Source organism: Shimia litoralis (genome assembly GCF_005518135.1).
Lineage (GTDB): Bacteria > Pseudomonadota > Alphaproteobacteria > Rhodobacterales > Rhodobacteraceae > Shimia_E > Shimia_E litoralis.
On sequence record NZ_SULI01000010.1, the window covers coordinates 72,976 to 94,276 of the forward strand.

At 54.5% G+C, this 21,301-nt stretch carries 21 protein-coding genes; 18 read left to right on the forward strand and 3 right to left on the reverse strand.

Going from position 1 to position 21,301, the window contains the following annotated elements:
- Positions 1 to 4 precede the first annotated feature (4 nt).
- Entirely contained in the window at positions 5 to 829 is an 825-nt protein-coding gene (locus tag FAP39_RS10220; RefSeq protein ID WP_138016299.1) for a helix-turn-helix domain-containing protein, read from the reverse strand.
- Between the two features lie 133 nt (positions 830 to 962).
- The gene (gene miaA, locus FAP39_RS10225) at positions 963 to 1,841 is read right to left on the reverse strand and encodes a tRNA (adenosine(37)-N6)-dimethylallyltransferase MiaA (RefSeq protein ID WP_138016300.1); all 879 of its coding nucleotides are present in this window, start codon (positions 1,839 to 1,841) and stop codon (positions 963 to 965) included.
- A 119-nt stretch (positions 1,842 to 1,960) separates the two neighbouring features.
- Between miaA and pyrH the strand changes: the two genes are divergently transcribed.
- The 14 genes from pyrH to FAP39_RS10290 all read left to right on the forward strand — a co-directional run bounded on the left by pyrH (position 1,961) and on the right by FAP39_RS10290 (position 14,622).
- Positions 1,961 to 2,692, forward strand: a complete 732-nt coding sequence (gene pyrH / locus FAP39_RS10230; protein ID WP_138016301.1) for a UMP kinase — start codon at positions 1,961 to 1,963, stop codon at positions 2,690 to 2,692.
- 62 nt (positions 2,693 to 2,754) lie between these two features.
- A complete protein-coding gene (gene frr / locus FAP39_RS10235; RefSeq protein WP_138016302.1) occupies positions 2,755 to 3,321 on the forward strand; it encodes a ribosome recycling factor in 567 nt (188 codons plus the stop codon).
- A 23-nt stretch (positions 3,322 to 3,344) separates the two neighbouring features.
- Positions 3,345 to 4,070 carry an undecaprenyl pyrophosphate synthase gene (locus FAP39_RS10240; RefSeq protein ID WP_138016303.1) on the forward strand — a complete coding sequence of 242 codons (726 nt, stop codon included), beginning with the start codon at positions 3,345 to 3,347 and terminating at the stop codon, positions 4,068 to 4,070.
- Complete coding sequence (locus FAP39_RS10245; RefSeq protein ID WP_138016304.1) at positions 4,067 to 4,843, forward strand: phosphatidate cytidylyltransferase; 777 nt, start codon at positions 4,067 to 4,069, stop codon at positions 4,841 to 4,843. The genes FAP39_RS10240 and FAP39_RS10245 overlap by 4 nt, the downstream gene beginning before the upstream one ends.
- On the forward strand, positions 4,843 to 6,012 hold the full coding sequence (dxr, locus tag FAP39_RS10250; RefSeq protein ID WP_138016305.1) for a 1-deoxy-D-xylulose-5-phosphate reductoisomerase: 1,170 nt from the start codon (positions 4,843 to 4,845) through the stop codon (positions 6,010 to 6,012). Before FAP39_RS10245 ends, dxr begins: the two co-directional genes overlap by 1 nt.
- A 12-nt stretch (positions 6,013 to 6,024) precedes the next feature.
- Entirely contained in the window at positions 6,025 to 7,371 is a 1,347-nt protein-coding gene (rseP, locus tag FAP39_RS10255; protein ID WP_138016306.1) for an RIP metalloprotease RseP, read from the forward strand.
- 124 nt (positions 7,372 to 7,495) lie between these two features.
- The gene (locus FAP39_RS17885; RefSeq protein ID WP_281280250.1) at positions 7,496 to 7,630 is read left to right on the forward strand and encodes a hypothetical protein; all 135 of its coding nucleotides are present in this window, start codon (positions 7,496 to 7,498) and stop codon (positions 7,628 to 7,630) included.
- Between the two features lie 193 nt (positions 7,631 to 7,823).
- The gene (gene bamA / locus FAP39_RS10260) at positions 7,824 to 10,175 is read left to right on the forward strand and encodes an outer membrane protein assembly factor BamA (RefSeq protein WP_138016307.1); all 2,352 of its coding nucleotides are present in this window, start codon (positions 7,824 to 7,826) and stop codon (positions 10,173 to 10,175) included.
- 6 nt (positions 10,176 to 10,181) lie between these two features.
- Entirely contained in the window at positions 10,182 to 10,739 is a 558-nt protein-coding gene (locus tag FAP39_RS10265) for an OmpH/Skp family outer membrane protein (RefSeq protein ID WP_138016308.1), read from the forward strand.
- Positions 10,740 to 10,811: 72 nt separating this feature from the next.
- Entirely contained in the window at positions 10,812 to 11,276 is a 465-nt protein-coding gene (gene fabZ / locus FAP39_RS10270; RefSeq protein ID WP_138016309.1) for a 3-hydroxyacyl-ACP dehydratase FabZ, read from the forward strand.
- 6 nt (positions 11,277 to 11,282) lie between these two features.
- Entirely contained in the window at positions 11,283 to 12,080 is a 798-nt protein-coding gene (gene lpxA / locus FAP39_RS10275; RefSeq protein ID WP_138016310.1) for an acyl-ACP--UDP-N-acetylglucosamine O-acyltransferase, read from the forward strand.
- A gap of 3 nt (positions 12,081 to 12,083) precedes the next feature.
- Positions 12,084 to 12,887: an LpxI family protein gene (locus tag FAP39_RS10280; protein ID WP_138016311.1), complete on the forward strand. Its 804-nt coding sequence runs from the start codon at positions 12,084 to 12,086 to the stop codon at positions 12,885 to 12,887.
- The gene (lpxB, locus tag FAP39_RS10285; RefSeq protein WP_138016312.1) at positions 12,887 to 14,041 is read left to right on the forward strand and encodes a lipid-A-disaccharide synthase; all 1,155 of its coding nucleotides are present in this window, start codon (positions 12,887 to 12,889) and stop codon (positions 14,039 to 14,041) included. Before FAP39_RS10280 ends, lpxB begins: the two co-directional genes overlap by 1 nt.
- A complete protein-coding gene (locus FAP39_RS10290; protein ID WP_138016313.1) occupies positions 14,041 to 14,622 on the forward strand; it encodes a hypothetical protein in 582 nt (193 codons plus the stop codon). Before lpxB ends, FAP39_RS10290 begins: the two co-directional genes overlap by 1 nt.
- A 24-nt stretch (positions 14,623 to 14,646) precedes the next feature.
- On the opposite strand, the gene mnmA is transcribed toward FAP39_RS10290, so the two are convergent.
- Positions 14,647 to 15,792 carry a tRNA 2-thiouridine(34) synthase MnmA gene (gene mnmA, locus FAP39_RS10295; protein ID WP_138016314.1) on the reverse strand — a complete coding sequence of 382 codons (1,146 nt, stop codon included), beginning with the start codon at positions 15,790 to 15,792 and terminating at the stop codon, positions 14,647 to 14,649.
- A gap of 120 nt (positions 15,793 to 15,912) precedes the next feature.
- Here mnmA and sciP point away from each other — a divergent pair, with 120 nt between their 5' ends.
- The 4 genes from sciP (at position 15,913) to recG (ending at position 21,283) form a co-directional block, all read left to right on the forward strand.
- A complete protein-coding gene (gene sciP, locus FAP39_RS10300) occupies positions 15,913 to 16,191 on the forward strand; it encodes a CtrA inhibitor SciP (protein WP_138016315.1) in 279 nt (92 codons plus the stop codon).
- A 93-nt stretch (positions 16,192 to 16,284) separates the two neighbouring features.
- Positions 16,285 to 17,004: a response regulator transcription factor CtrA gene (gene ctrA / locus FAP39_RS10305; protein ID WP_138016316.1), complete on the forward strand. Its 720-nt coding sequence runs from the start codon at positions 16,285 to 16,287 to the stop codon at positions 17,002 to 17,004.
- Positions 17,005 to 17,072: 68 nt separating this feature from the next.
- Positions 17,073 to 19,196 (forward strand): NAD-dependent DNA ligase LigA, encoded by a 2,124-nt coding sequence (ligA, locus tag FAP39_RS10310; protein WP_138016317.1) that lies wholly within the window; start codon positions 17,073 to 17,075, stop codon positions 19,194 to 19,196.
- Positions 19,193 to 21,283 carry an ATP-dependent DNA helicase RecG gene (gene recG / locus FAP39_RS10315; RefSeq protein WP_138016318.1) on the forward strand — a complete coding sequence of 697 codons (2,091 nt, stop codon included), beginning with the start codon at positions 19,193 to 19,195 and terminating at the stop codon, positions 21,281 to 21,283. The genes ligA and recG overlap by 4 nt, the downstream gene beginning before the upstream one ends.
- The last annotated feature ends 18 nt before the right edge of the window (positions 21,284 to 21,301 follow it).

Genomic DNA, 21,301 nt, shown 5'->3' on the forward strand with positions numbered 1-21,301 from the left:
AAACCTAGCGTCTGGCGGAGGCGAGTTTTCGAATTTGACTGGGGGAGTCACCAAAGTGTTGCTGGCTAAAGCGCGTGAAATATGCAGCACTGCCGAACCCGAGGCTTGAGGCGATCTCATTGATGGGTGTGTCGGTTTGCGTCAATTGCAGGCGCGCATCATGTTGGATCATTTGCGACAGCATATCGGCGGCAGTGATCCCGACGCATTGCTTGCAGACACGTGTCAAATGGGTTGGCGTAATGTCCAGATCTTCGGCGTAAGACGCCATGGCTCTGCCAGAGTGAAAGTCTTCGGCCAAGAGCGTGCAATATCGCCGGACAATACGTTCGGCGGCACTTGCACGCGCATTGCTGGTATCCAACTGCATCTGCCGACGCAGCCAAATCGAGATCAGGGCGGCAATCGCCGTCAGGGACTCGGTTAAGAACGGGCGTTGTTCATGCAGCTCGCGGCGCAGATCATCAAACAGGCCCGTCAATTCTGCTTGTGCCAATCCATCCTGAAGTCTGAGTTGTTGGGTGCGATCCGGCAGAGGGACGCGCCCGTCATCAGGAATGATCACGGCCTGGCCTTGTACCTGTCGTCCGAACTCCAGGGCGAGCAGCTTACCCGCGGGAACAAAAATGGCATTATGTGCGCCAAATCCACGCCTAAGCCCGTGCAGCAATAGGCGACCCTGTCCACGGGTAACCCAAATCAGAACATGGTGGTCACGCACATGTAACTGTTCGAGCAACCATTGTTCTCCCATAGTCATCTGGGCAAGTGTCATAACTTGGATGCTATTATGGGGAAGCGTGTCAGGTGTTTGTGATGGTGCTGACATGGGGGTGTCATGCGTGATTTTCCGCACACCGCCTTGATTGGGTGGTCGGGTCAGGAATGATGGAATTTGTACATTTTTTCCGGACATTTCATGTTCTGAATGTCCTAAATGTGCTGATAATGCAAGCTGGCATTCATAATTCTGGGTTGTATTTATGCCAGTTTTTCATTTTTGATCTAAACCAAGTGCGTTGGCGTTTCGCGAATTGACGTGTGGCCACCGTGGCTTTCTCTTGGGCGTCTTCCAGCGTGCATGTGCCTTGCAAATAGCCCATCAGTTCCGGTGCTCCAATGGCTTTTGAGGACAGTAATGTAGGGTTCCAGTGTGCCAAATTGCTGCGTGCCTCTTCAAGCGCACCAAGCTTGATCATCTGGGCGAACCGGCGCGCGATGCGGGCGTTCAACCATTCTTTGTCGACGTCAAATAGCACGGGCACACATGTCTTAACGGGCAGCATCGGCGGCGGTGTTTCATCCTGCCACACGGCAAGCGGGCGACCTGTGGCGGTTAAGACTTCCCATGCGCGTTGAACACGCATCGGGTTCTGGATATCGATTCGCGCTTTTGTCTCGGCGTCGAGTTCCGCAAGTAGCGCTTGGTATCCTTCGGCCGCAACACGCGCGTTTGCCCGTGTGCGCAGATCGGCTGGTGTCGCAGGAATATCGGCAAGCCCTTGGGTCAGGGCGGTGAAATACAATCCGGTTCCGCCAACGATAATCGGGCGCAAACCTTGCGCAAGAATACCGGACACGTCGCGAAGCCAGTGTCCCACAGAATACTCGGAATCATAGGGGATGTGGCCATAAAGCAGGTGTTTTGCGCATGTTTCATCATGAATCGAGGGACGAGCCGTCAGAACGCGCCAGTTATCATACACCTGAATGGCGTCCGCGTTCACGATCACCCCGCCTTGGCTCTCGGCAATTTCAAGCGCCAACGCGCTTTTGCCGCTTGCCGTGGGGCCTGCAATCAATACCGGTTGTTCAGGTGAAATACGAGACATCAGGGTCATCGCAGTACCCAGTCCAAATGTAGGTCTTTGACCTGAAATGTGATATCTCGCATTGAAACTATCCGTGTTTTCCGACATTTTGCGCCCAATCCTAAATCCTTGCGCAGACGGAGTGCAACATGACCGACGCGACAGCCCAAGCCGATACCACTTTCAAACGAGTAATGTTGAAAATTTCGGGAGAGGCCCTGATGGGAGATCAGGGATTTGGCCTGCACCCGCCAACCGTGCAACGTATCGCCCAAGAGGTGAAGACCGTGCATGATTTGGGTGTCGAAATATGTATGGTTATCGGTGGAGGGAACATTTTCCGAGGTCTCTCCGGATCAGCCCAAGGTATGGAGCGTACAACCGCAGACTATATGGGCATGCTCGCCACGGTTATGAATGCTTTGGCCATGCAATCCGCATTGGAAGAGCTTGGCGTGTTTACCCGTGTGATTTCGGCAATTCCTATGGATCAGGTTTGCGAGCCCTATATCCGTCGCCGTGCCGTGCGACACCTTGAGAAAAAGCGTGTCTGCATTTTCGCTGCTGGCACAGGGAACCCGTATTTCACCACCGACACTGCCGCCACTCTGCGTGCGAACGAAATGACCTGCGAAGCGATCTTTAAGGGCACCAAGGTCGATGGCGTCTATGACAAGGATCCGGCCAAGTTTGACGACGCGGTCCGCTATGACACCGTCAGCTATGATGATGTGCTTGCCAAACGTCTTGGAGTGATGGACGCGAGCGCAATTGCCTTGGCGCGGGATAACAATTTGCCAATCATTGTGTTTTCGTTGGACGAGCCGGGCGGGTTCCGCGGCATTCTCGCGGGGCGTGGTACCTATACAAAGGTTGGCTAACGCCGTTACACTGGCAGATGAAACATGGCCGAATAGGCCCAACAACAGACAGAGCATACACCATGTCAGATGAAGATTTTGAAATTGATACTGATGACCTGACACGCCGCATGGATGGCGCCATGGGGTCGTTAAAAACCGAGTTTGCCTCCCTGCGGACGGGGCGCGCTTCGGCAACAATGCTAGAGCCGGTGATGGTCGAGGCATATGGCCAACGCACACCCATTAATCAGGTTGGGACCGTGAACGTCCCCGAACCGCGTATGGTGACCATCAACGTATGGGACAAATCCATGGTGGGCGCTGTTGAAAAAGCCATTATGAACAGTGGTTTGGGCATCAACCCTCAGACAAATGGCACAATCGTGATGCTGCCAATTCCTGAGCTGAACGAGGAGCGCCGGACAGAATTGAGCCGCGTTGCCGCGCAGTACGCTGAACATGCGCGCGTCTCGGTGCGCAACATTCGTCGTGATGGTATGGACAAGATCAAAAAGGCCAAGAACAACGGCATGTCTGAAGATGACCAAAAGATTTGGGAATCCGAAGTTCAGGACCTGACAGACAAGTATATTGCCAATGTTGATGCCGCGCTTGAGCACAAGCAGGCCGAGATCATGCAGGTTTGACCTCGATTTAAAAGGGGCCGGACATGGGTTCAGAGACTGAGAAACACACCGGTCCCCGTCACGTGGCGATCATTATGGATGGCAACGGACGCTGGGCGCAGGCGCGTGGGCGTCCGCGCCTTTTCGGGCATCACGCCGGTGCGCGCCGTGTGCGTGAAATCGTCGAGGCCTGCCCGGAAAATCACGTTAAGTACCTAACGATTTTCGCGTTTTCGACCGAAAACTGGAAGCGCACACAAATCGAAGTTTCTGGATTGATGAGCCTGTTTCGGCGCTATATCTTTAAGGAAATGCAAGAGTTCGTCAAAAAGAACGTGCGGGTCCGGTTTATTGGTGACCGCGTCAAGCTGGACAAAAAGCTGCGCGGGCTGATGGATGAAGCCGAAGTTCTGACCGCGCATTGCACCGGTACAAACCTAACGATTGCCCTGAACTATGGGGGACGCGACGAGGTCGCACGCGCCACAAAGCGGCTTGCGCAAGATGTGGCCAACGGGACGCTGTTGCCAGAAAATGTAGATGAAGAAACCCTGCCTAAGTATCTGGATACACATGTTTTACCTGATCCGGATCTGGTAATTAGAACCAGTGGTGAAGCGCGTATTTCCAATTTCTTGCTGTGGCAATCCGCCTATGCCGAATACGAATTCATAGAGACCCTATGGCCGGACTTTTCTGCAGAAGTGTTCCATGAACTGGTGTCCTCTTTTGGATCCAAAGATCGTCGGTTCGGGGGGGTAAAACCATGAACGCATCTTCAGGAAAGTGGGGCGATTTACCGGCGCGTGTCGGCTCTGCGGCTGTCATGGCTCTGGTTGGAATTCTGGCCGTTTGGCTTGGCGGCGCATGGTTTTTTGCGCTTGTGGCCTTGGTGGGCGGTGGAATGGTCTGGGAACTGACCCGCATGATGGCGCCCGATCGGCCAGCCCTGCATATCCCGATGGGTGCCTTGGCTGGGTTTGCGATTTATATTGCGACATTGTTACCTGGTCAGGCCGTGCTACCGGTTTTGATTGCACCGGCCATTGTGGGGGCGACGCAACTCTCAAAAGATCGGATGATCTATGCCGCATATGTTGCGGCTCTTATGCTGGCGTGTTTTGGATTGATCGTATTGCGCGATGTGCGCGGCATTCAATGGATTCTCTGGCTGGTTCTGGTCGTGATTGCGACGGATGTCGCAGGGTATTTCGTCGGGCGTGTGGTTGGCGGGCCGAAATTCTGGCCAAAGGTGTCGCCTAAGAAAACATGGTCTGGCACAATTGGTGGCTGGGTTGTTGCGGCTCTTGTCGGGGCGTATTTCGGTGGACCCATGCTGGTTATGATGAGTGTTCTGACAGCGTTCGCCTCGCAAATGGGGGATGCCGCAGAAAGCGCCATCAAGCGCCGCACCGGAATCAAAGACAGTTCGAATTTGATCCCCGGACATGGGGGATTATTGGATCGGTTTGATGGCATGATGGGGGCTGCATTGTTGGTGCTGATTTTCGGCGTGGTTGTGGGCCTTCCTGCGGGGCATTGATGAGACAGGTTTCAATTTTTGGTGCGACGGGGTCGATTGGGCAAAATACAATTGATCTGATTGCGCGTGATCCCGATGCGTATGACGTGGTGGCTTTGACGGGCGGGCGCAATATTGCGCAGTTGGCGAAAGATGCGCGGGCGCTCAAGGCGGATGTCGCGGTGACGGCCCATCCAGAATTGTTGGGCGATCTGCGCGACGCGCTGGCGGGCAGCGAGGTCGCGGTGGCCGCAGGGGCGCAGGCGATTGAAGACGCTGCCGCGCGGCCAAGTGATTGGGTGATGTCGGCCATCGTTGGTGCGGCCGGACTTGCGCCAGGGCTTCGGGCGCTTGAGCAGGGCGCGACATTGGCTTTGGCAAACAAGGAATCCTTGGTGACGGCAGGGCCACTGATCATGCAAACCGCGCGGGATCACAATGCGCGCATTTTGCCCGTCGACAGTGAGCATTCGGCGATTTTTCAAGGATTGGTGGGCGAAGATTTTGATGCTGTCGAGCGCATTATCATCACCGCAAGCGGAGGCGCCTTTCGCGACTGGAGCCTTGAAGATATGGCGCACGCCACGCCGGCTCAGGCGTCAAGCCATCCCAATTGGAACATGGGCCAGCGCATCACAATTGACAGTGCGTCAATGTTTAACAAAGCGCTTGAGGTGATTGAAACCAAAGAATTCTTTGGATGTCCGCATGACATGATCGAAGTGTTGGTGCATCCGGAATCTATGGTACATGCGTTGGTTGGCTTTACGGACGGCGCGTTGATGGCGCATGTGGGACCACCCGATATGCGCCATGCCATCGGCTATGCCTTGCATTGGCCAGAGCGGCGCACCCTTCCGGTCGAACGGCTGGACCTTGCCAAGCTTGGGCAACTGACGTTTCGGGATCCTGACATGACACGTTATCCTGCGCTGCGTTTGGCGCACGAGGTTCTCGCCATGGGCGGGCACAGCGGTGCTGCGTTTAATGCGGCCAAAGAATGCGCCTTGGACGGGTTTCTGGATGGGCGCATCGGATTCTTGCAGATGGCCGAAGTCGTCGAAGAGGTGCTCGCGCAAATGTCATCGGATGCCTGCCTCATTAATGACGAAATGACACTTGATACCGTGTCGAAAACGGACCATCTCGCACGCAAGTGCGCCGATGCCATCATGGCAACGCGACAATAAATAGGACGACACGTGGATATTTTGAGTTTGATTTCGGGCTTTGGCAGCACGTTTTGGGTTGTGATGGCATTTATTGTTGCGCTTTCGGTGATCGTCGCGATCCACGAATACGGGCACTATATTGTTGGGCGATGGACCGGAATTGGGGCTGATGTCTTTTCCTTGGGCTTTGGTCCGGTGTTGTGGTCGCGCTATGACAAGCGGGGCACGAAATGGCAAATCGCGGCGTTTCCACTGGGCGGCTATGTAAAGTTCAAAGGCGATGCGAACGCGGCCAGCGGCAAAGACGGCGAGGCCATGGATGAAATGAGCGATGCCGAGCGTCGTCAAACCATGCATGGTGCGCCTTTGTGGGCACGCACGCTGACAGTGCTGGCGGGGCCTGTGTTCAATTTCATTCTGTCCATCTTGGTGTTCGGTGCGATCTTTTTGTCGCGCGGCCAAATCGGAGATACCCTGATTGTGGGCGATCTGCGTGATCTGCCGCCGCCTGCATACACATTACAAGAAGGTGATGAGGTCACTGCGATTTCGGGTCAAGCCGTGCCGGGGTTCGATGAGCCTGAAAAATTTGAAGCGTTCACCACAGCGCTGCCTATTCAGAAGTCACTGTCTTATGATGTGCTGCGTCACGGCCAAGCAGTCGAGGCCACAGGTCCGTATCTGTATCCACCCATTGTGTTGCATCTTGCGCCCCAATCTGCGGCGTATACTGCGGGCTTGGAACAGGGGGATGTCATCACAGCTGTGAATGGCACCGCGATTCAAGGGTTTTCCGAGTTGAAAGCCGAAATTGAAGGCGGTGCGGGCGCAACTGTGCTTTTGACGGTATGGCGGGCAGGGGCCACGCACGAGTTTTCTTTGACACCGCGACGTGTGGATGAACCGCAACCTGATGGCGGGTTCAAGACCCATTGGCGCATCGGAATCGGCGGAGGATTGGCATTTGATCCTGCAACCCAAAGCATAGGCGCTGGCGATGCCCTCTGGGGCGGAGTACGTCAGACGGGCACCATTATTCGCGGGTCGATTTCCGGCCTGTATCATATGATCACAGGCGCGATCAGCACCTGCAACTTGTCTGGCCCGGTTGGCATTGCGCAAACGTCTGGTGCCATGGCCAGTCAAGGCGCCCAGAGCTTTATCTGGTTCATTGCGGTACTTTCTGCAGCCATTGGTATGTTGAACCTGTTCCCCATCCCGATGTTGGACGGTGGGCATCTGGTATTTTATGCCTATGAAGCGATTGCAGGGCGCCCACCGCGTGATGGTGTTGTGCGGGTGCTTATGACCATTGGCTTGGTAATTGTGCTTGGGATGATGACCTTTGGTCTGACCAACGATCTGTTTTGCCCATAAGCGTATCGTGATCCGCATAGACCTGCGGCGATTGTCGCAGGTCGGTCATGCCCTTGCCCCATTCCCGCCCCATTCTGTCAATAGGGTTGGGGCATAGGACCAAGACCAAACAAGGGTTAAGACCATGCAAACCATTCATCAGGGCTATCGCGCTATCGGATTGCTGATCGACATCAACTGGGACAGATTGTTGTTTCTTGCAGCGATTGTATCTGGCTTGATGCTTGCGGCCTATCTTGGGTCTTTGGGCCACTTTTAAGCGGTCTCCCCAGTAGAAGCATCTGATTTCGCGGCGCATTTTTGTGTGTCGCGCGCAATATTGTTGGCCTGTGGATAGTGCTGTGGATAACTCACTTCATTGTTAATCTTGTCGGTGCGGCTTTTGCCATTTTGACATCGGGGGCCTGACCCGCTAGTGACGACCCAACCGGGATGTCTTGCAGGATTTGGGAATGACCAAACAAAAAAGAGCGGTGACACGGGTGCAGGCCCAGGAAACCACCAAATTAACACAGCGTAGTTTCGCTATTTTTCTATTAATTTCAGCGCTTTTGCTTGCCCTGCCAGGTATTGCTTTGGCGCAGAACTATCAATTCAATACAATCAATGTTGAGGGAAACCAGCGGATCGAATCTGCTGCGGTCCTCAACTATGCGGGAATCAAAAAGGGCCAGACGGTCAGCGCAGGCGATTTGAATGGCGCGTATCAGCGCATTTTGGCCAGCGGCTTGTTTGAAACTGTGGAAATCACACCGTCGGGGACGTCTTTGAAAATCAAAGTCGAAGAATTTCCCACGATCAACTTGATCCGGTTTGAAGGCAACGCACGTCTTAAGGATGATGCGCTCGCAGGGATGATCCAATCCCAGTCCAGACATGTTTTGAACCCGTCCATTGCAGAGCGCGATGCGGCCAATATTGCCGAGGCGTATTCCTTGCAGGGGCGTATGGCTGCACGTGTGACCCCACGTGTGATCCGTCGCAGTGAAAACCGCGCTGACCTTGTATTCGAAATTTTTGAAGGTGGCGTCACCGAGATTGAACGTGTCAGCTTTGTCGGAAACAAAGAGTTTTCGGATCGCCGTTTGCGCCGTGTTCTCGGCACAAAACAAGCCGGACTTTTGCGCGGGTTGATCAAGCAGGACACTTTCGTGACCGACCGTGTCGAGTTTGATAAGCAAGTGTTGCGTGATTTTTACCTGTCACGTGGATTTGTTGACTTTCGAACCACCGGCGTAAACGCGGAACTGGCCCGCGAACGTGACGGATATTTTGTCACCTTCAATATCCAGGAAGGTCAGCAATTCAAATTCGGAAAAATCTCTGCTGTGAGCGAAGTCAAAGGTGCGGTCGCGTCCGAATATCTGGACGCACTCAAGATCAAACCTGGCGTGGTATATTCCCCGCTGCTGATCGAAAGCTCGATTGCGCGTCTTGAGCGGTTGGCGCTTAAGCAAGGTCTCGATTTTGTCCGCGTCGATCCACGGATCACGCGCAATGAACGCGATCTTTCGCTTGACATCGAATTTGCGATCGTGCGTGGACCGCGCATTTTTGTGGAACGTATTGATGTCGAGGGTAACACGGCGACGCTTGACCGCGTGATCCGTCAACAATTCCGCATTGTAGAAGGTGACCCGTTTAACCCGCGTGAAATCCGCGAGAGTGCCGAGCGTATCCGCGCCTTGGGCTTCTTTGAGAACGCCGAAGTGAATGCGCGTGAGGGGTCGTCACCCGATCAGGTTGTTGTGGATGTCGATGTTGTCGAGAAACCCACTGGGTCACTGTCGTTTGGTGGTACATATTCAACCAACGACGGTATCGGCATCATCGTTAAGTTTTCCGAGAATAACTTTCTTGGTCGCGGCCAGAAACTGTCGCTGTCGTTCGCGACTGCGTCCGAGCTGGATGACTATGCCTTTACTTTTGTCGAGCCGTTCTTGCTGGGTCGGGATTTGGCATTCGGTTTGGTGCTGCGGTATCAAGAAGCCGAACCTGATCAGGTCCGCTTTAGCAACACAGTTGGGGAATTTTCGCCTTCGCTGTCATTCCCAGTCAGCGAGTTTGGCAATCTGACCTTGAAGTACACCGGTAAGAACGAAAAGCTTCAGATCGCAGCCTCGCAAGCCATTCCAGGATCAATTATTGACTCGGAAGCGGCCACTGGCGACATTTGGAAAAGCTCTCTGGGGTATAGCTATCGCTATGACACACGCGATCGCGGTCTTGATCCAAATAGCGGTGTTCTGCTTGAGTTTGGCCAAGACTTCGGCGGGTTGGGCGGCGACTATGAGTTCATCCAGACTACTGCCAAAGCTGTCGCGCAAACCCGAGTCTATCACGAAGAGATCACGTTGCGCGCTGTGTTTGAAGGTGGCGCGCTTTACTCGCCAAACCGAGACAGCCGTATCACCGACCGTTTTGTGTTGAACTCGCAAAAAATGCGTGGCTTTGAACCGTTTGGGATCGGCCCACGTGAACGCGGTGTGACAGCAACCCAAGACGATGCGTTGGGTGGTAACTATTTTGCGGTCGCACGCTTTGAAGCAGAGTTTCCTTTGGGCTTGCCCGAAGAATACGGGATCAATGGTGGCGTATTCTATGATGTTGGCTCTTTGTGGGGGCTGGATAACTCATCCGCGAATGTGCTGTACGAAGACTTTAGTCTGCGTCACGTGATCGGTGTTTCCTTGTTCTGGGATACGCCTATCGGTCCGCTTCGTTTCAACTTTACCAAGGCTCTGAGAAAAGAGACTTATGACGTTGAACAGAACTTTGACTTTACTATCAGCGCGCAGTTCTAGGTGTCTATGACGCGACAACTTCATATTTTGTTTGTGGTGCTGGCCAGTTTTCTGGTTAGCACCACAGTCGTTTCGCAAACGTCAGATGTGACAGTCTCTGCCATTCTTACGGTCGAGTCTGATCGCCTCTTTGCAGAATCCGAGTTCGGGTTGCGTGTGGGGCGTGAGATCGAAGCCGCCCAATCCATTCTGTTGGCGGAAAATCGCAAGATCGAAGCAGAGCTGACTGCGGAAGAAAAGGCGTTAACCGAGAAACGCAAACAGATGACGGCACAGGATTTTCGCGCTGTTGCGGATGCCTTTGATGTGCGCGTCCAAGATATCCGGCGCATCCAAGACACGAAGGCTGGCAAGATCGAACAGCTGCGCGACCAAGAACAGGTTGCTTTTGTCAATGCCACACGCCCCATCCTTGTCGAATTGATGCAAGATGCAGGGGCGTCTGTGATTATGGAACGTCGCACGGTTCTTGCGTCAAATGATGCAATTGATATTACGGATCGTGCTATTGCTCGGCTGAATTTGGCCATTGGCGATGGGGCCGGGCTTCGTCAAATCCCCTGACTTGCTTGCCCAATTGGGCTGGGATTGTTAGGGCTATCTTCAAGTACAACAGACACGTAGCAGGAGCGCCTGATGTCCGAGACATTGCAGACAGCAGATATTCATCTGATCCAACGGATCATTCCGCATCGCTATCCGTTTCTATTGGTCGACAAAGTCATTGATATCGACGGGTATAAAACTGCGACGGGCATCAAGAATGTCACAATGAACGAACCGCATTTTCAGGGACACTTTCCTGGAAAGCCCATCATGCCCGGCGTCACAATTGCCGAAGCAATGGCGCAGACTGCGGCGGTGATGGTCGGAACGGCTTTGGATATGGCTGACAAGAATATGCTTGTCTATTTCATGTCCATCGACAAATGCAAATTCCGCCGCATGGTCGTGCCAGGAGATCGTTTGGAAATGCGATTGACGACTGTGCGCGGCAAGCCGGGCGCAAAGGTCTGGAAATTCAGTGGCGTTGCGTCTGTTGATGGCGAGATGGCCTGTGAAACCGAATTTACTGCCATGATGGATCTTCCCAAGGAGTAAGCCGATATGGCCATTTCTGATCAGGCCCGCATTCACCCTTCTGCAGTGATCGAAGACGGGGCCAAAATCGGTGCCGACTGTGTGATTGGGCCGTTCTGTGTGGTGGGTCCGCAGGTTGTCTTGCATGACCGCGTCGAACTAAAGTCGCATGTGGTGATCACAGGACAGACCGAGATCGGCGAAGACACGGTTGTGTTTTCTTTTGCGGTGATTGGCGAAATTCCACAGGACAAGAAGTTCAACGGCGAGGCCTCTTTGCTGGTGATCGGCAAACGCAATCGAATCCGTGAACATGTCACGATGAACCCTGGCACCGAGGGCGGCGGCGGCGTCACCCGTGTGGGGGATGATTGTCTGTTTATGGCGGGATGCCACATCGCGCATGATGCCATTCTTGGAAATCGCGTGATTGTGGTGAACTCCTCTGCTGTGGCGGGACATTGCATCATCGAAGACGACGTGATCATCGGGGGCCTGTCTGGCATCCACCAGTTTGTGCGCATCGGGCGCGGGGCCATCATTGGCGCTGTGTCGATGGTGACCAACGATGTGATTCCTTTTGGGTTGGTGCAGGGGCCACGCGGGCAACTGGATGGTCTTAATCTTGTCGGTCTCAAGCGCCGTGGCGTGGACCGGTCTGATATCACCGCATTGCGCGCGGCGTTCCAGATGCTCGCACAGGGCGAGGGCGCATTTCAGGAGCGTGCACGTCGCATGGGCGAAGAATTCGACAGCGACTATGTGCAAGAGATTGTGAAATTTGTAACGGGCGAAACGGATCGTTCGTTCTTGACACCGGGCTGACCCATGCAGACATTGGCGATCCTTTCTGGTTCTGGCGCATTGCCGTTTCAACTGTCCAAGGCGTATCCAGAGGCGATGCGTGTGGTGTTTCATGGCGTAGAGCATCGCCTGTTGGCGCCGGTTTCCGAGCATCGCTTTGACCAGTTGGGTGCATTGTTTGACGACATGCGCGCCAATGGAATTACCGATGTTGTCTTTGCGGGGGGGATGGCACGCCCACCTTTGGACCCCACACAGTTTGATGCCACAATGATGACGCTTGCCCCGCGGCTGATGGCTGCGTTTCAAAGTGGTGACGACGCGGTTCTGCGTTTGGTTATTGCGATATTCGAGGAACAAGGTTTCAACGTCGTCGGGGCTCATGAGTTGATGCCAGAGATCACCGCTCAAGAAGGCCTGATTGCTGGAGAAGAACCAAGTGCATCGCATTTGTCTGATGCCGCACGGGCCACGGATATCTTGCTGGCGTTGTCGCCTTTGGATGTGGGGCAGGGCGCGGTCGTCGCGCACGGGCTTTGCCTTGGGATTGAGACCTTGCAAGGCACGGATGCGCTGTTGGGATTTGTTGCAGACACGCCCGAGCGCCTGAGACGTCAAAAGGGCGGGGTTTTGGTCAAAATCCCCAAGCGAGGCCAAGATTTGCGCGTTGATATGCCTGCGATTGGACCCGAGACGATTCATAATGCTGCCAAGGCTGGGCTGGATGGTATTGTCGTCTCGGCAGGTAAGGTTGTGATTTTGGATCGCGAGGCCACGCTGGCCGCACTAGATCAAACCGGATTGTTTCTGCTCGCTCGGGTGATGTGATGAAGGTCTTTCTTGTCGCGGGCGAATTGTCTGGTGACAGGCTGGGCGGGGCGCTGATGCAAGGCCTGATCTCGTGCCGTCCAGATATTGAATTTATCGGGGTTGGCGGCCCATTGATGGCAGAGCAGGGATTGCAAAGTCTCTTTCCTATGGATGAACTTAGCGTCATGGGCATTGCCGAGGTGCTGCCCAAATATCGACATTTGAAGCGACGCATGCATCAAACCGCCCAAGCGGTTCTTGACGCAAAACCAGATGTTCTAGTGACAATTGATAGCCCCGATTTTTGCCTTCGTGTGGCCAAGGAGGTCAAGGCGGCCAGTACGATCCGGACTGTGCATTATGTGGCCCCATCGGTGTGGGCGTGGCGCCCCAAGCGTGCTGCCAAGATGGCGCGTATGATCGATCAGGTTCTGGCGCTGTTGCCCTTTGAACCCCCCTATATGCGGGCCCATGGTATGCGGTGTGACTTTGTCGGGCATCCGGTGGTCTGTGAACCCATCGCGACCGATGCCGAAGTGGCAGAATTTCGCGCCAGTTTTGGCATCAACGATGCGCCTCTGGTGTTGGCGCTCCCTGGATCACGGCGAGGCGAGGTGTCACGGCTGACACCGGCCTTTGGCGAGACCATGCGCCAAGTCGCCGCCAAAGTACCAAATGCACGTGTCGTGGTGCCGGCGGCGGCTCCGGTGGCGGAGATGGTGTGTGAGCTGACCCAAAGCTGGGATATTGCTCCGATATTGCTTGATCCGACACAGACCGATTTTGAGACCGCCCAAGCCACCAAACGCGCGGCCTTTCGCGCGGCAGATGTGGCGCTGGCGGCATCTGGCACCGTGTCTCTGGAACTGGCCGCCAATCAGACACCTATGGTGATCGCCTATGATATGAGCTGGCTCAGTTGGCAGATCATGAGCAGGGCCGCGCTGATTGATACAGTGACCTTGGTCAACTTGGTGTCAGACACCCGTGTCGTCCCAGAATTTTTGGGGCCCGCCTTTGTGCCTGAAAACATCGCACAGGCTTTGGTGCAGGTCTTACAAGACCCGTCGGCGCAATCTGCGGCAATGACTTTGACTATGGAACGTTTGGGACTGGGGCAGGAACAGCCGGGCCTGCGTGCGGCCAAGGCGGTCTTGGACGGCCTCGGCTGATGATGGAGCATGTCGGATTTGCGGTCTCGGCAGGGGCGGCGCACGTGTTGACCAATCTCGATAATCTGGCGCTGTTGACCGGAATGATGCTCACGCTTGGGGCGCCGCGCGCTGTTGCGGGATTTGTGCTGTCGCAAGTGATTGTGTTGACGGTGTCGATGGCGGTGGCCGTCGGCGCAGATCAGGGGTTTACGCAATACGCCGGCTATCTTGGCGTGGTGCCCTTGGTGCTTGGATTGCGGGGGATTTTACAGCAGTTTCGTGCCCCCACGCAGTCACACGCAACATCCACGCTGTCCCAAAGTTCTCTGCTAGGCGCAACGGCCCTGTTTCTGAGCCTCTCAATGGATAGTTTGGCCGTCATGGCGCCTTTGCTGGCCGACAGTTTGCCAGCGTATCGTATTTCAGCCGTGCTGGGGGCCGGACTGGCCGTCGTTGGGCTTGGCGGTCTGGGCATCCTTTTGTCACGGATCGCGACCACATTTAGCGCGGTTCCAACGCGCCTAGAGACCCTTGGCCCCTATGCCATGGTCGCGGTGGGGATCTATGTGTTGCTCAACAGCGGTACAGATGTGCTCTGACCGCTGTGTGAGGCACGGCAGGGGTTAGTACCCCCGCCAAATCCAGCCCCCGCCAAAGATGCGGCTGCTGTCAGGGTCATAAAACACACAGGCCTGACCGGGGGAAATGCCTTGTTCTGGCGTCAGCAGCTCTACCTCGACATTGTCGGGGCCGATGGGGCGCAAAATTGCGTCACTTGGTGCCCGCGTAGAGCGCACGCGAACTTTGATGTGCCATTCCTTGCGCGACTCTAACGGCTCGTCGCCCAACCAGTTGATTTCCCGCACAGGCACCACACGGGTCGCCAGCATAGACTTGGGGCCGACGACGACCTGTTTGGTGTCAACGTCCAGTTTCACCACATACAGCGGTTCGGAAAGCCCTCCAATGCCCAAGCCGCGCCGCTGCCCGATGGTGTAGTGAATAACACCTTCGTGTTGCGCAAGCACATTGCCATCCGGGTCAACAATGTCACCGGGTTCGGCGGCACCGGGTCGAAGTTTTTCAATGACGCTGGCATAATCGCCGTTCGGCACGAAACAGATATCCTGACTGTCCGGTTTGTCTGCGACGGCCAAGCCATATTCGGCCGCCAAGGCGCGTGTGGCGTCCTTGGAGGGCAAATGCCCTAATGGAAATCGCAAATAATCAAGTTGTTCACGGGTCGTGGAAAACAGGAAATAACTCTGATCGCGCGACGCGTCGGCCGCGCTGTGGAGTTCTGGACCGTTTGGCCCCATTTTTCGCTGAATATAGTGTCCGGTCGCCATGCAGTCGGCATCAAGGTCTTTGGCCGTTTCCAGCAAATCCTTGAATTTCACACGTTCATTGCAGCGGATACAGGGCACGGGGGTTGCCCCTGCGAGGTAGCTATCTGCAAATTCGTCTATCACCGCATCCTGAAAAATGTTCTCGTAATCGAGAACATAGTGAGGAAAGCCCTTTTCCTCGGCGACGCGACGGGCATCATGAATATCAATGCCGGCACAGCATGCGCCCTTCTTGGCAAGAGCGGCACCATGATCATAGAGCTGGAGCGTAACTCCAACAACGTCATAGCCCTCGTCAGCCAGCTTGGCGGCAACGACAGAGCTGTCGACGCCGCCGGACATGGCAACGACCACGCGGGTTTCAGAGGGCGGTTTGGCAAAACCAAGTGAATTCAGTTTGGGCGCGCGATCCAGCGGCATGAGTCTCTCCGATCAGAAGTCGCCAAGAATATATGAAAATCCTAACTACTCTCAAGAGGCAGTTTCACATGCTGTTAAGCGATCTGTCCCAGCATAGCCCAAGTTGCGAGGGATAGAGTGATGTTTTTGAAGAAAGTGGAACGACCACGAACGGTGACAATGGCCGATGGACAGGTGTTAACACAGGCGGATTTGCCACCTGTAAATACACGACGATGGGTGGCGTCGCGCAAAGCTGCGGTTGTGCGCGGCGTGCTATACGGGTTGATCTCTCAATCCGAAGCTCTGGAAAGATATGGTTTAAGCGAAGAAGAGTTTTCTGAATGGGTGACAGCGGTGTCCATCCATGGCGTTGAGGCGCTTAAGGCCACCGCGTTGCAAAAGTATAGACAACCATAGGTAGATTATGTAGTTTTTATCTAAGCGGTAACTGTGGGTTAACCTTTTTTCGTCACGGTTAATCTTAACAAGCCCAGAGATGAGGATAATAATATGCGTGTGCTGTTGGTAGAAGACGATCCCACCACATCCAAAAGTATCGAGCTGATGCTGACCCATGCGAACCTTAATGTGTACGCAACCGATTTGGGGGAAGAAGGGATCGATCTTGCAAAGCTCTATGATTACGATCTTATTTTGTTGGATCTTGGGTTGCCGGACATGAATGGTCATGAAGTGTTGCGCCAGCTTCGTCTTGCGCGGATCGATACTCCTATTTTGATCTTGTCCGGTGCTGATGACACCGAAAGCAAAATCAAAGGCTTTGGATTTGGCGCGGATGACTATTTGACCAAGCCATTTCACCGCGAGGAGCTTGTCGCACGCATTCATGCTATTATCCGAAGATCCAAAGGGCATTCCCAGTCTGTGATCCAAACAGGGCTTGTGGAGGTCAACCTTGACGCGAAAACAGTTTCCGCATGTGACAAGCCGGTGCATCTGACTGGTAAAGAATACCAGATGCTTGAATTGCTATCGTTGCGCAAAGGGACGACGTTAACCAAAGAAATGTTCCTGAACCATCTCTATGGGGGAATGGACGAACCAGAGCTTAAGATTATTGATGTCTTTATTTGCAAATTGCGCAAAAAACTAAGCGAAGCCACCGATGGCCACAATTACATCGAAACCGTTTGGGGGCGTGGCTATGTCTTGCGAGATCCACAGCCCATGGACCAAAACGATCAAGAGCGTATGGCTTTGCGCGCCTAAACCTTGCCACTGGACGTCACCGCGACAGCCGCCTATCACTTGATAAAATGTGATTGGAGAGCGATCAGGTGACGGCCGAACTTAACATTTCTGAACTGACACATGAGCAGGCGCGCGCCGAACTTGAACGTTTGGCGGGCCTGTTGGCGCAAGCCAACACCGCGTATCATGGCCAAGATGCGCCTGAAATTTCGGATGCAGAGTATGATTTTCTTAGGCGCCGAAACGCTGATATTGAAGCGGCATTCCCTGATCTAACGCGTGGTGACAGCCCAAGCCACATGATCGGTGCTGCGCCGTCAGATGGCTTTGGGAAGATTCGTCATGCGGTTCCTATGCTGTCGCTTGGGAATGCGTTCGAAGATGATGACGTCACGGATTTCGTGGATCGTATCCGAAAGTATCTGGGACAAAACGATGGTCCGCTTGCCTTCACCGCCGAACCCAAGATTGATGGGCTCAGCCTGTCATTGCGGTACGAAAACGGAATTCTGAAACAAGCGGCAACGCGTGGCGATGGAACCACGGGCGAAGACGTGACAGAAAATGCGCGCACAATATCTGACATTCCCCAGTCACTGACACATGCGCCAGAGGTGCTTGAGGTACGTGGCGAAGTGTACATGAGCCACGCAGATTTTGACGCTTTGAACGCACGACAACAAGAAACCGGCGCAAAAGTCTTTGCCAATCCGCGCAACGCCGCAGCAGGGTCACTTCGCCAGTTGGATGCACGCATAACACAGGCGCGCCCTTTGCGGTTTTTTGCCTATGCGTGGGGGGACCTGAGCGCCCCCCTTGGCACGACACAAATGGGGTCCATACAAAAGCTGGCCGATCTCGGCTTTCAGATCAATCCTTTGACAAAACTTTGCGACACCCCAGTCGAATTGATTGCACAGTATCGCAAAATTGAGACCCAGCGTGCGACGTTGGGATATGACATTGACGGCGTCGTCTACAAGGTGGATCGGCTTGATCTTCAGGCACGGCTTGGGTTTCGCTCGACGACGCCACGTTGGGCAATTGCGCATAAGTTTCCCGCAGAATTGGCATGGACACGCCTTGAAAGCATAGACATTCAAGTGGGCCGTACAGGGGCGTTATCTCCGGTTGCGCGATTGTCGCCGGTGACCGTGGGCGGTGTTGTTGTGTCGAATGCGACGCTGCACAACGAAGATTATATTCAGGGCAGGGACAGCAAAGGCAAAGAGATTCGTGACGGACGGGACATTCGAATTGGCGATTGGGTCCAGGTTTACCGCGCAGGTGATGTAATTCCCAAGATCGCGGATGTGGATTTGTCCAAGCGACCAACAGACGCCTTGGCATACGTCTTTCCGGACAACTGCCCCCGATGTAATTCTGATGCAATTCGAGAACCGGGTGATGCCGTGCGATATTGTACAGGCGGAATAATTTGCCCGGCGCAAGCTGTTGAAAAGCTTAAGCACTTTGTCTCGCGCAAGGCTTTTGATATAGATGGTTTGGGCGCAAAACAGATCGAGATGTTTTATGACGATCCAGATCTACCCGTTCGCCAACCCGCAGACATTTTCACACTGGCGGCGCGGGATGCAGATAACTTTACCAAGTTAAAGAACCGCAAGGGCTGGGGCGCGCAAAGTGCCACGAAACTGTTTCAAGCCATAGAGAGCAAACGCACAATCGGTTTTGGCCGTTTGCTGTTTGGCTTGGGTATCCGCCACGTTGGCGAGGCGGCGTCAAATTTGATTGCCATGCATTACGGGCAATGGGCTGAGTTTGAAAACGCCATGGTCCGCGCCAAAGAGTTCGAGGGGCCCGACTGGCAGAATTTGTTGGATATTGATGGTGTCGGCGATGTCATGGCGCGTTCTTTGGTGACTGCATTTGCTCAGGACCATGAACGCCAGTCGATTGATGCCCTTGTGGCGCATTTGTCAGTGCAAGATGCCGAACGCCCCAAAACCGATGGCAGCCCGGTAGCGGGCAAGGTGGTCGTGTTCACCGGCACTTTGGAAAAAATGACACGGGCCGAGGCAAAGGCGCGCGCCGAGGCCTTAGGGGCCAAAGTGTCTGGATCGGTTTCCGGGAAAACAGATATCCTTGTCGCGGGACCTGGGGCGGGATCCAAGGCGAAAAAAGCTGCTGAATTGGGCGTGGAAACCCTTGATGAAGACACGTGGTTATCTTTGATTGAGGGACTATGACTGGCCGCCCCGAAGCTCTTTTTCCGCTCTTTGCGAACCTGACCTCTCTTGATGGTGTCGGTCCTAAGACTGCACAACATCTTGCACAAATCGGAATAGAAAAGCCGAAGGATCTGGTGCTGTCTCTGCCGTATTCGGGCATTGATCGGCAACGCCGCGACTCTGTGCTAGAGGTCAGCCTGCCAGACACAGTAACGGTCGAAGTCGAAATCGGGGCCCATTTGGTGCCGCGATCTCGGGGGGGCGCGTACAGGATTAACGTCGAGGATGCGCAGTGTAGTTTTCAGCTGGTGTTTTTTCATGCGCGTGGCGAGTATTTACAAAAAATCCTACCGGAAGGGGAACGGCGTCTGATCTCGGGGCGCGTCGAGTTGTTCGACGGGGTGCCGCAAATGGTGCATCCGGACCACATCGTCACAATCGAGGATGCCGCGAGTATTCCTGTGTTTGAGCCGGTATATGCGTTAACGTCTGGCGTGTCGCAAAAGGTGATGACCAAGGCGGTGATTTCCGCACTTGCCCGATGTCCAGCCTTCGAGGAATGGATTGATCCGGGGCAAAAGTCCCAAGAAAAATGGCCTGATTGGCAAACGGCGATACAGATGGCACATGCTCCGGCGCATGCGCGGGATTTGGCATCAGACACGCCTGCACGTGCGCGGCTTGCGTATGACGAGTTTTTCGCCCACCAGCTGACGTTGGCGCTGGCGCGATCTAAGTTGCAACGCGCCAAAGGTATCATCAGCGAGGCCACAGGGAATTTGCAACGCAAGGTCTTGTCGGCTTTGCCTTATCAACCGACAAATGCTCAGGGGCGCGCAATCGCCGATGTGACACGCGATATGGGGACGGACCTGAGAATGAACCGCCTGTTACAGGGCGATGTCGGGGCCGGAAAGACCCTCGTGGCGTTTATGGCACTTCTGGTCGCGGTCGAGGCAGGCGGGCAGGGCGTCATGATGGCGCCAACAGAAATCTTGGCGCGCCAACATCTTGCAGGGCTACAGCCCCTTGCCGAAAGTGCTGGGGTGGTGCTGGAAATTCTGACTGGCCGCGACAAAGGCAAAGAACGCGCCGCAAAATTGGCCGCTTTGTCACAAGGCAAAATTCACATTCTTGTCGGGACACATGCGGTGTTTCAAGAAGATGTGAAATTTGCCGATTTGCGGCTGGCGATTGTGGATGAACAGCATCGATTTGGTGTGCGCCAAAGGCTTGAACTGGGTAAAAAAGGCGCCGGCGCCGACGTGCTGGTAATGACGGCCACACCGATTCCGCGCTCGTTATCGTTGGCCCAATATGGCGATATGGATGTGTCAATCTTGGACGAAAAGCCCCCAGGCCGTCAGCCCATTTCAACGGCGTTGGTGTCGACATCACGGATGCAAGAAGTGGTGGATCACCTCCAGAAAGCGGTGTCGGAGGGCAAACAGGCCTATTGGGTTTGCCCACTGGTGGACGAAAGCGAAATTGTTGATCTGGCGGCGGCTGAAGACCGGTTTAAGCATCTGCGTGCTGTGCTGGGCGAAGGTGTTGTCGGGCTGGTGCATGGACAAATGCCAGCCGCAGAAAAAGATGCGGCCATGGCGGCGTTTGCGCGCAACGAAACACAGGTATTGGTGGCCACGACGGTGATCGAAGTGGGCGTGGATGTGCCCAACGCTACGATCATGGTGATTGAACGCGCAGAGATCTTTGGTCTTGCCCAGTTGCATCAGCTGCGCGGGCGGGTCGGGCGTGGGTCACAGGCGTCGACATGCCTTCTGTTGTACCAAGCCCCGCTCAGTGAAAACGGCCAGAAACGCTTGACCACATTGCGCGAGACCGAAGACGGGTTCAAAATTGCCGAAACCGATCTGGAAATGCGCGGCGCAGGAGATTTGATTGGCACCGCGCAATCGGGTCTGCCAAAATTCCGCATTGCCGATCTGGAAAACCAGTCGGCGCTGATGGCGGTTGCCCAAAGTGATGCCCGCAAGCTGTTGTCAGATGATCCCACATTGGAAACACCCAGAGGGCAGGCGGCACGTGTTCTACTGTGGTTGATGGAGCAAGATCAGGCGATCCGTTTAATCTCAGTAGGTTAAATGTTTTGTTCCCTCATG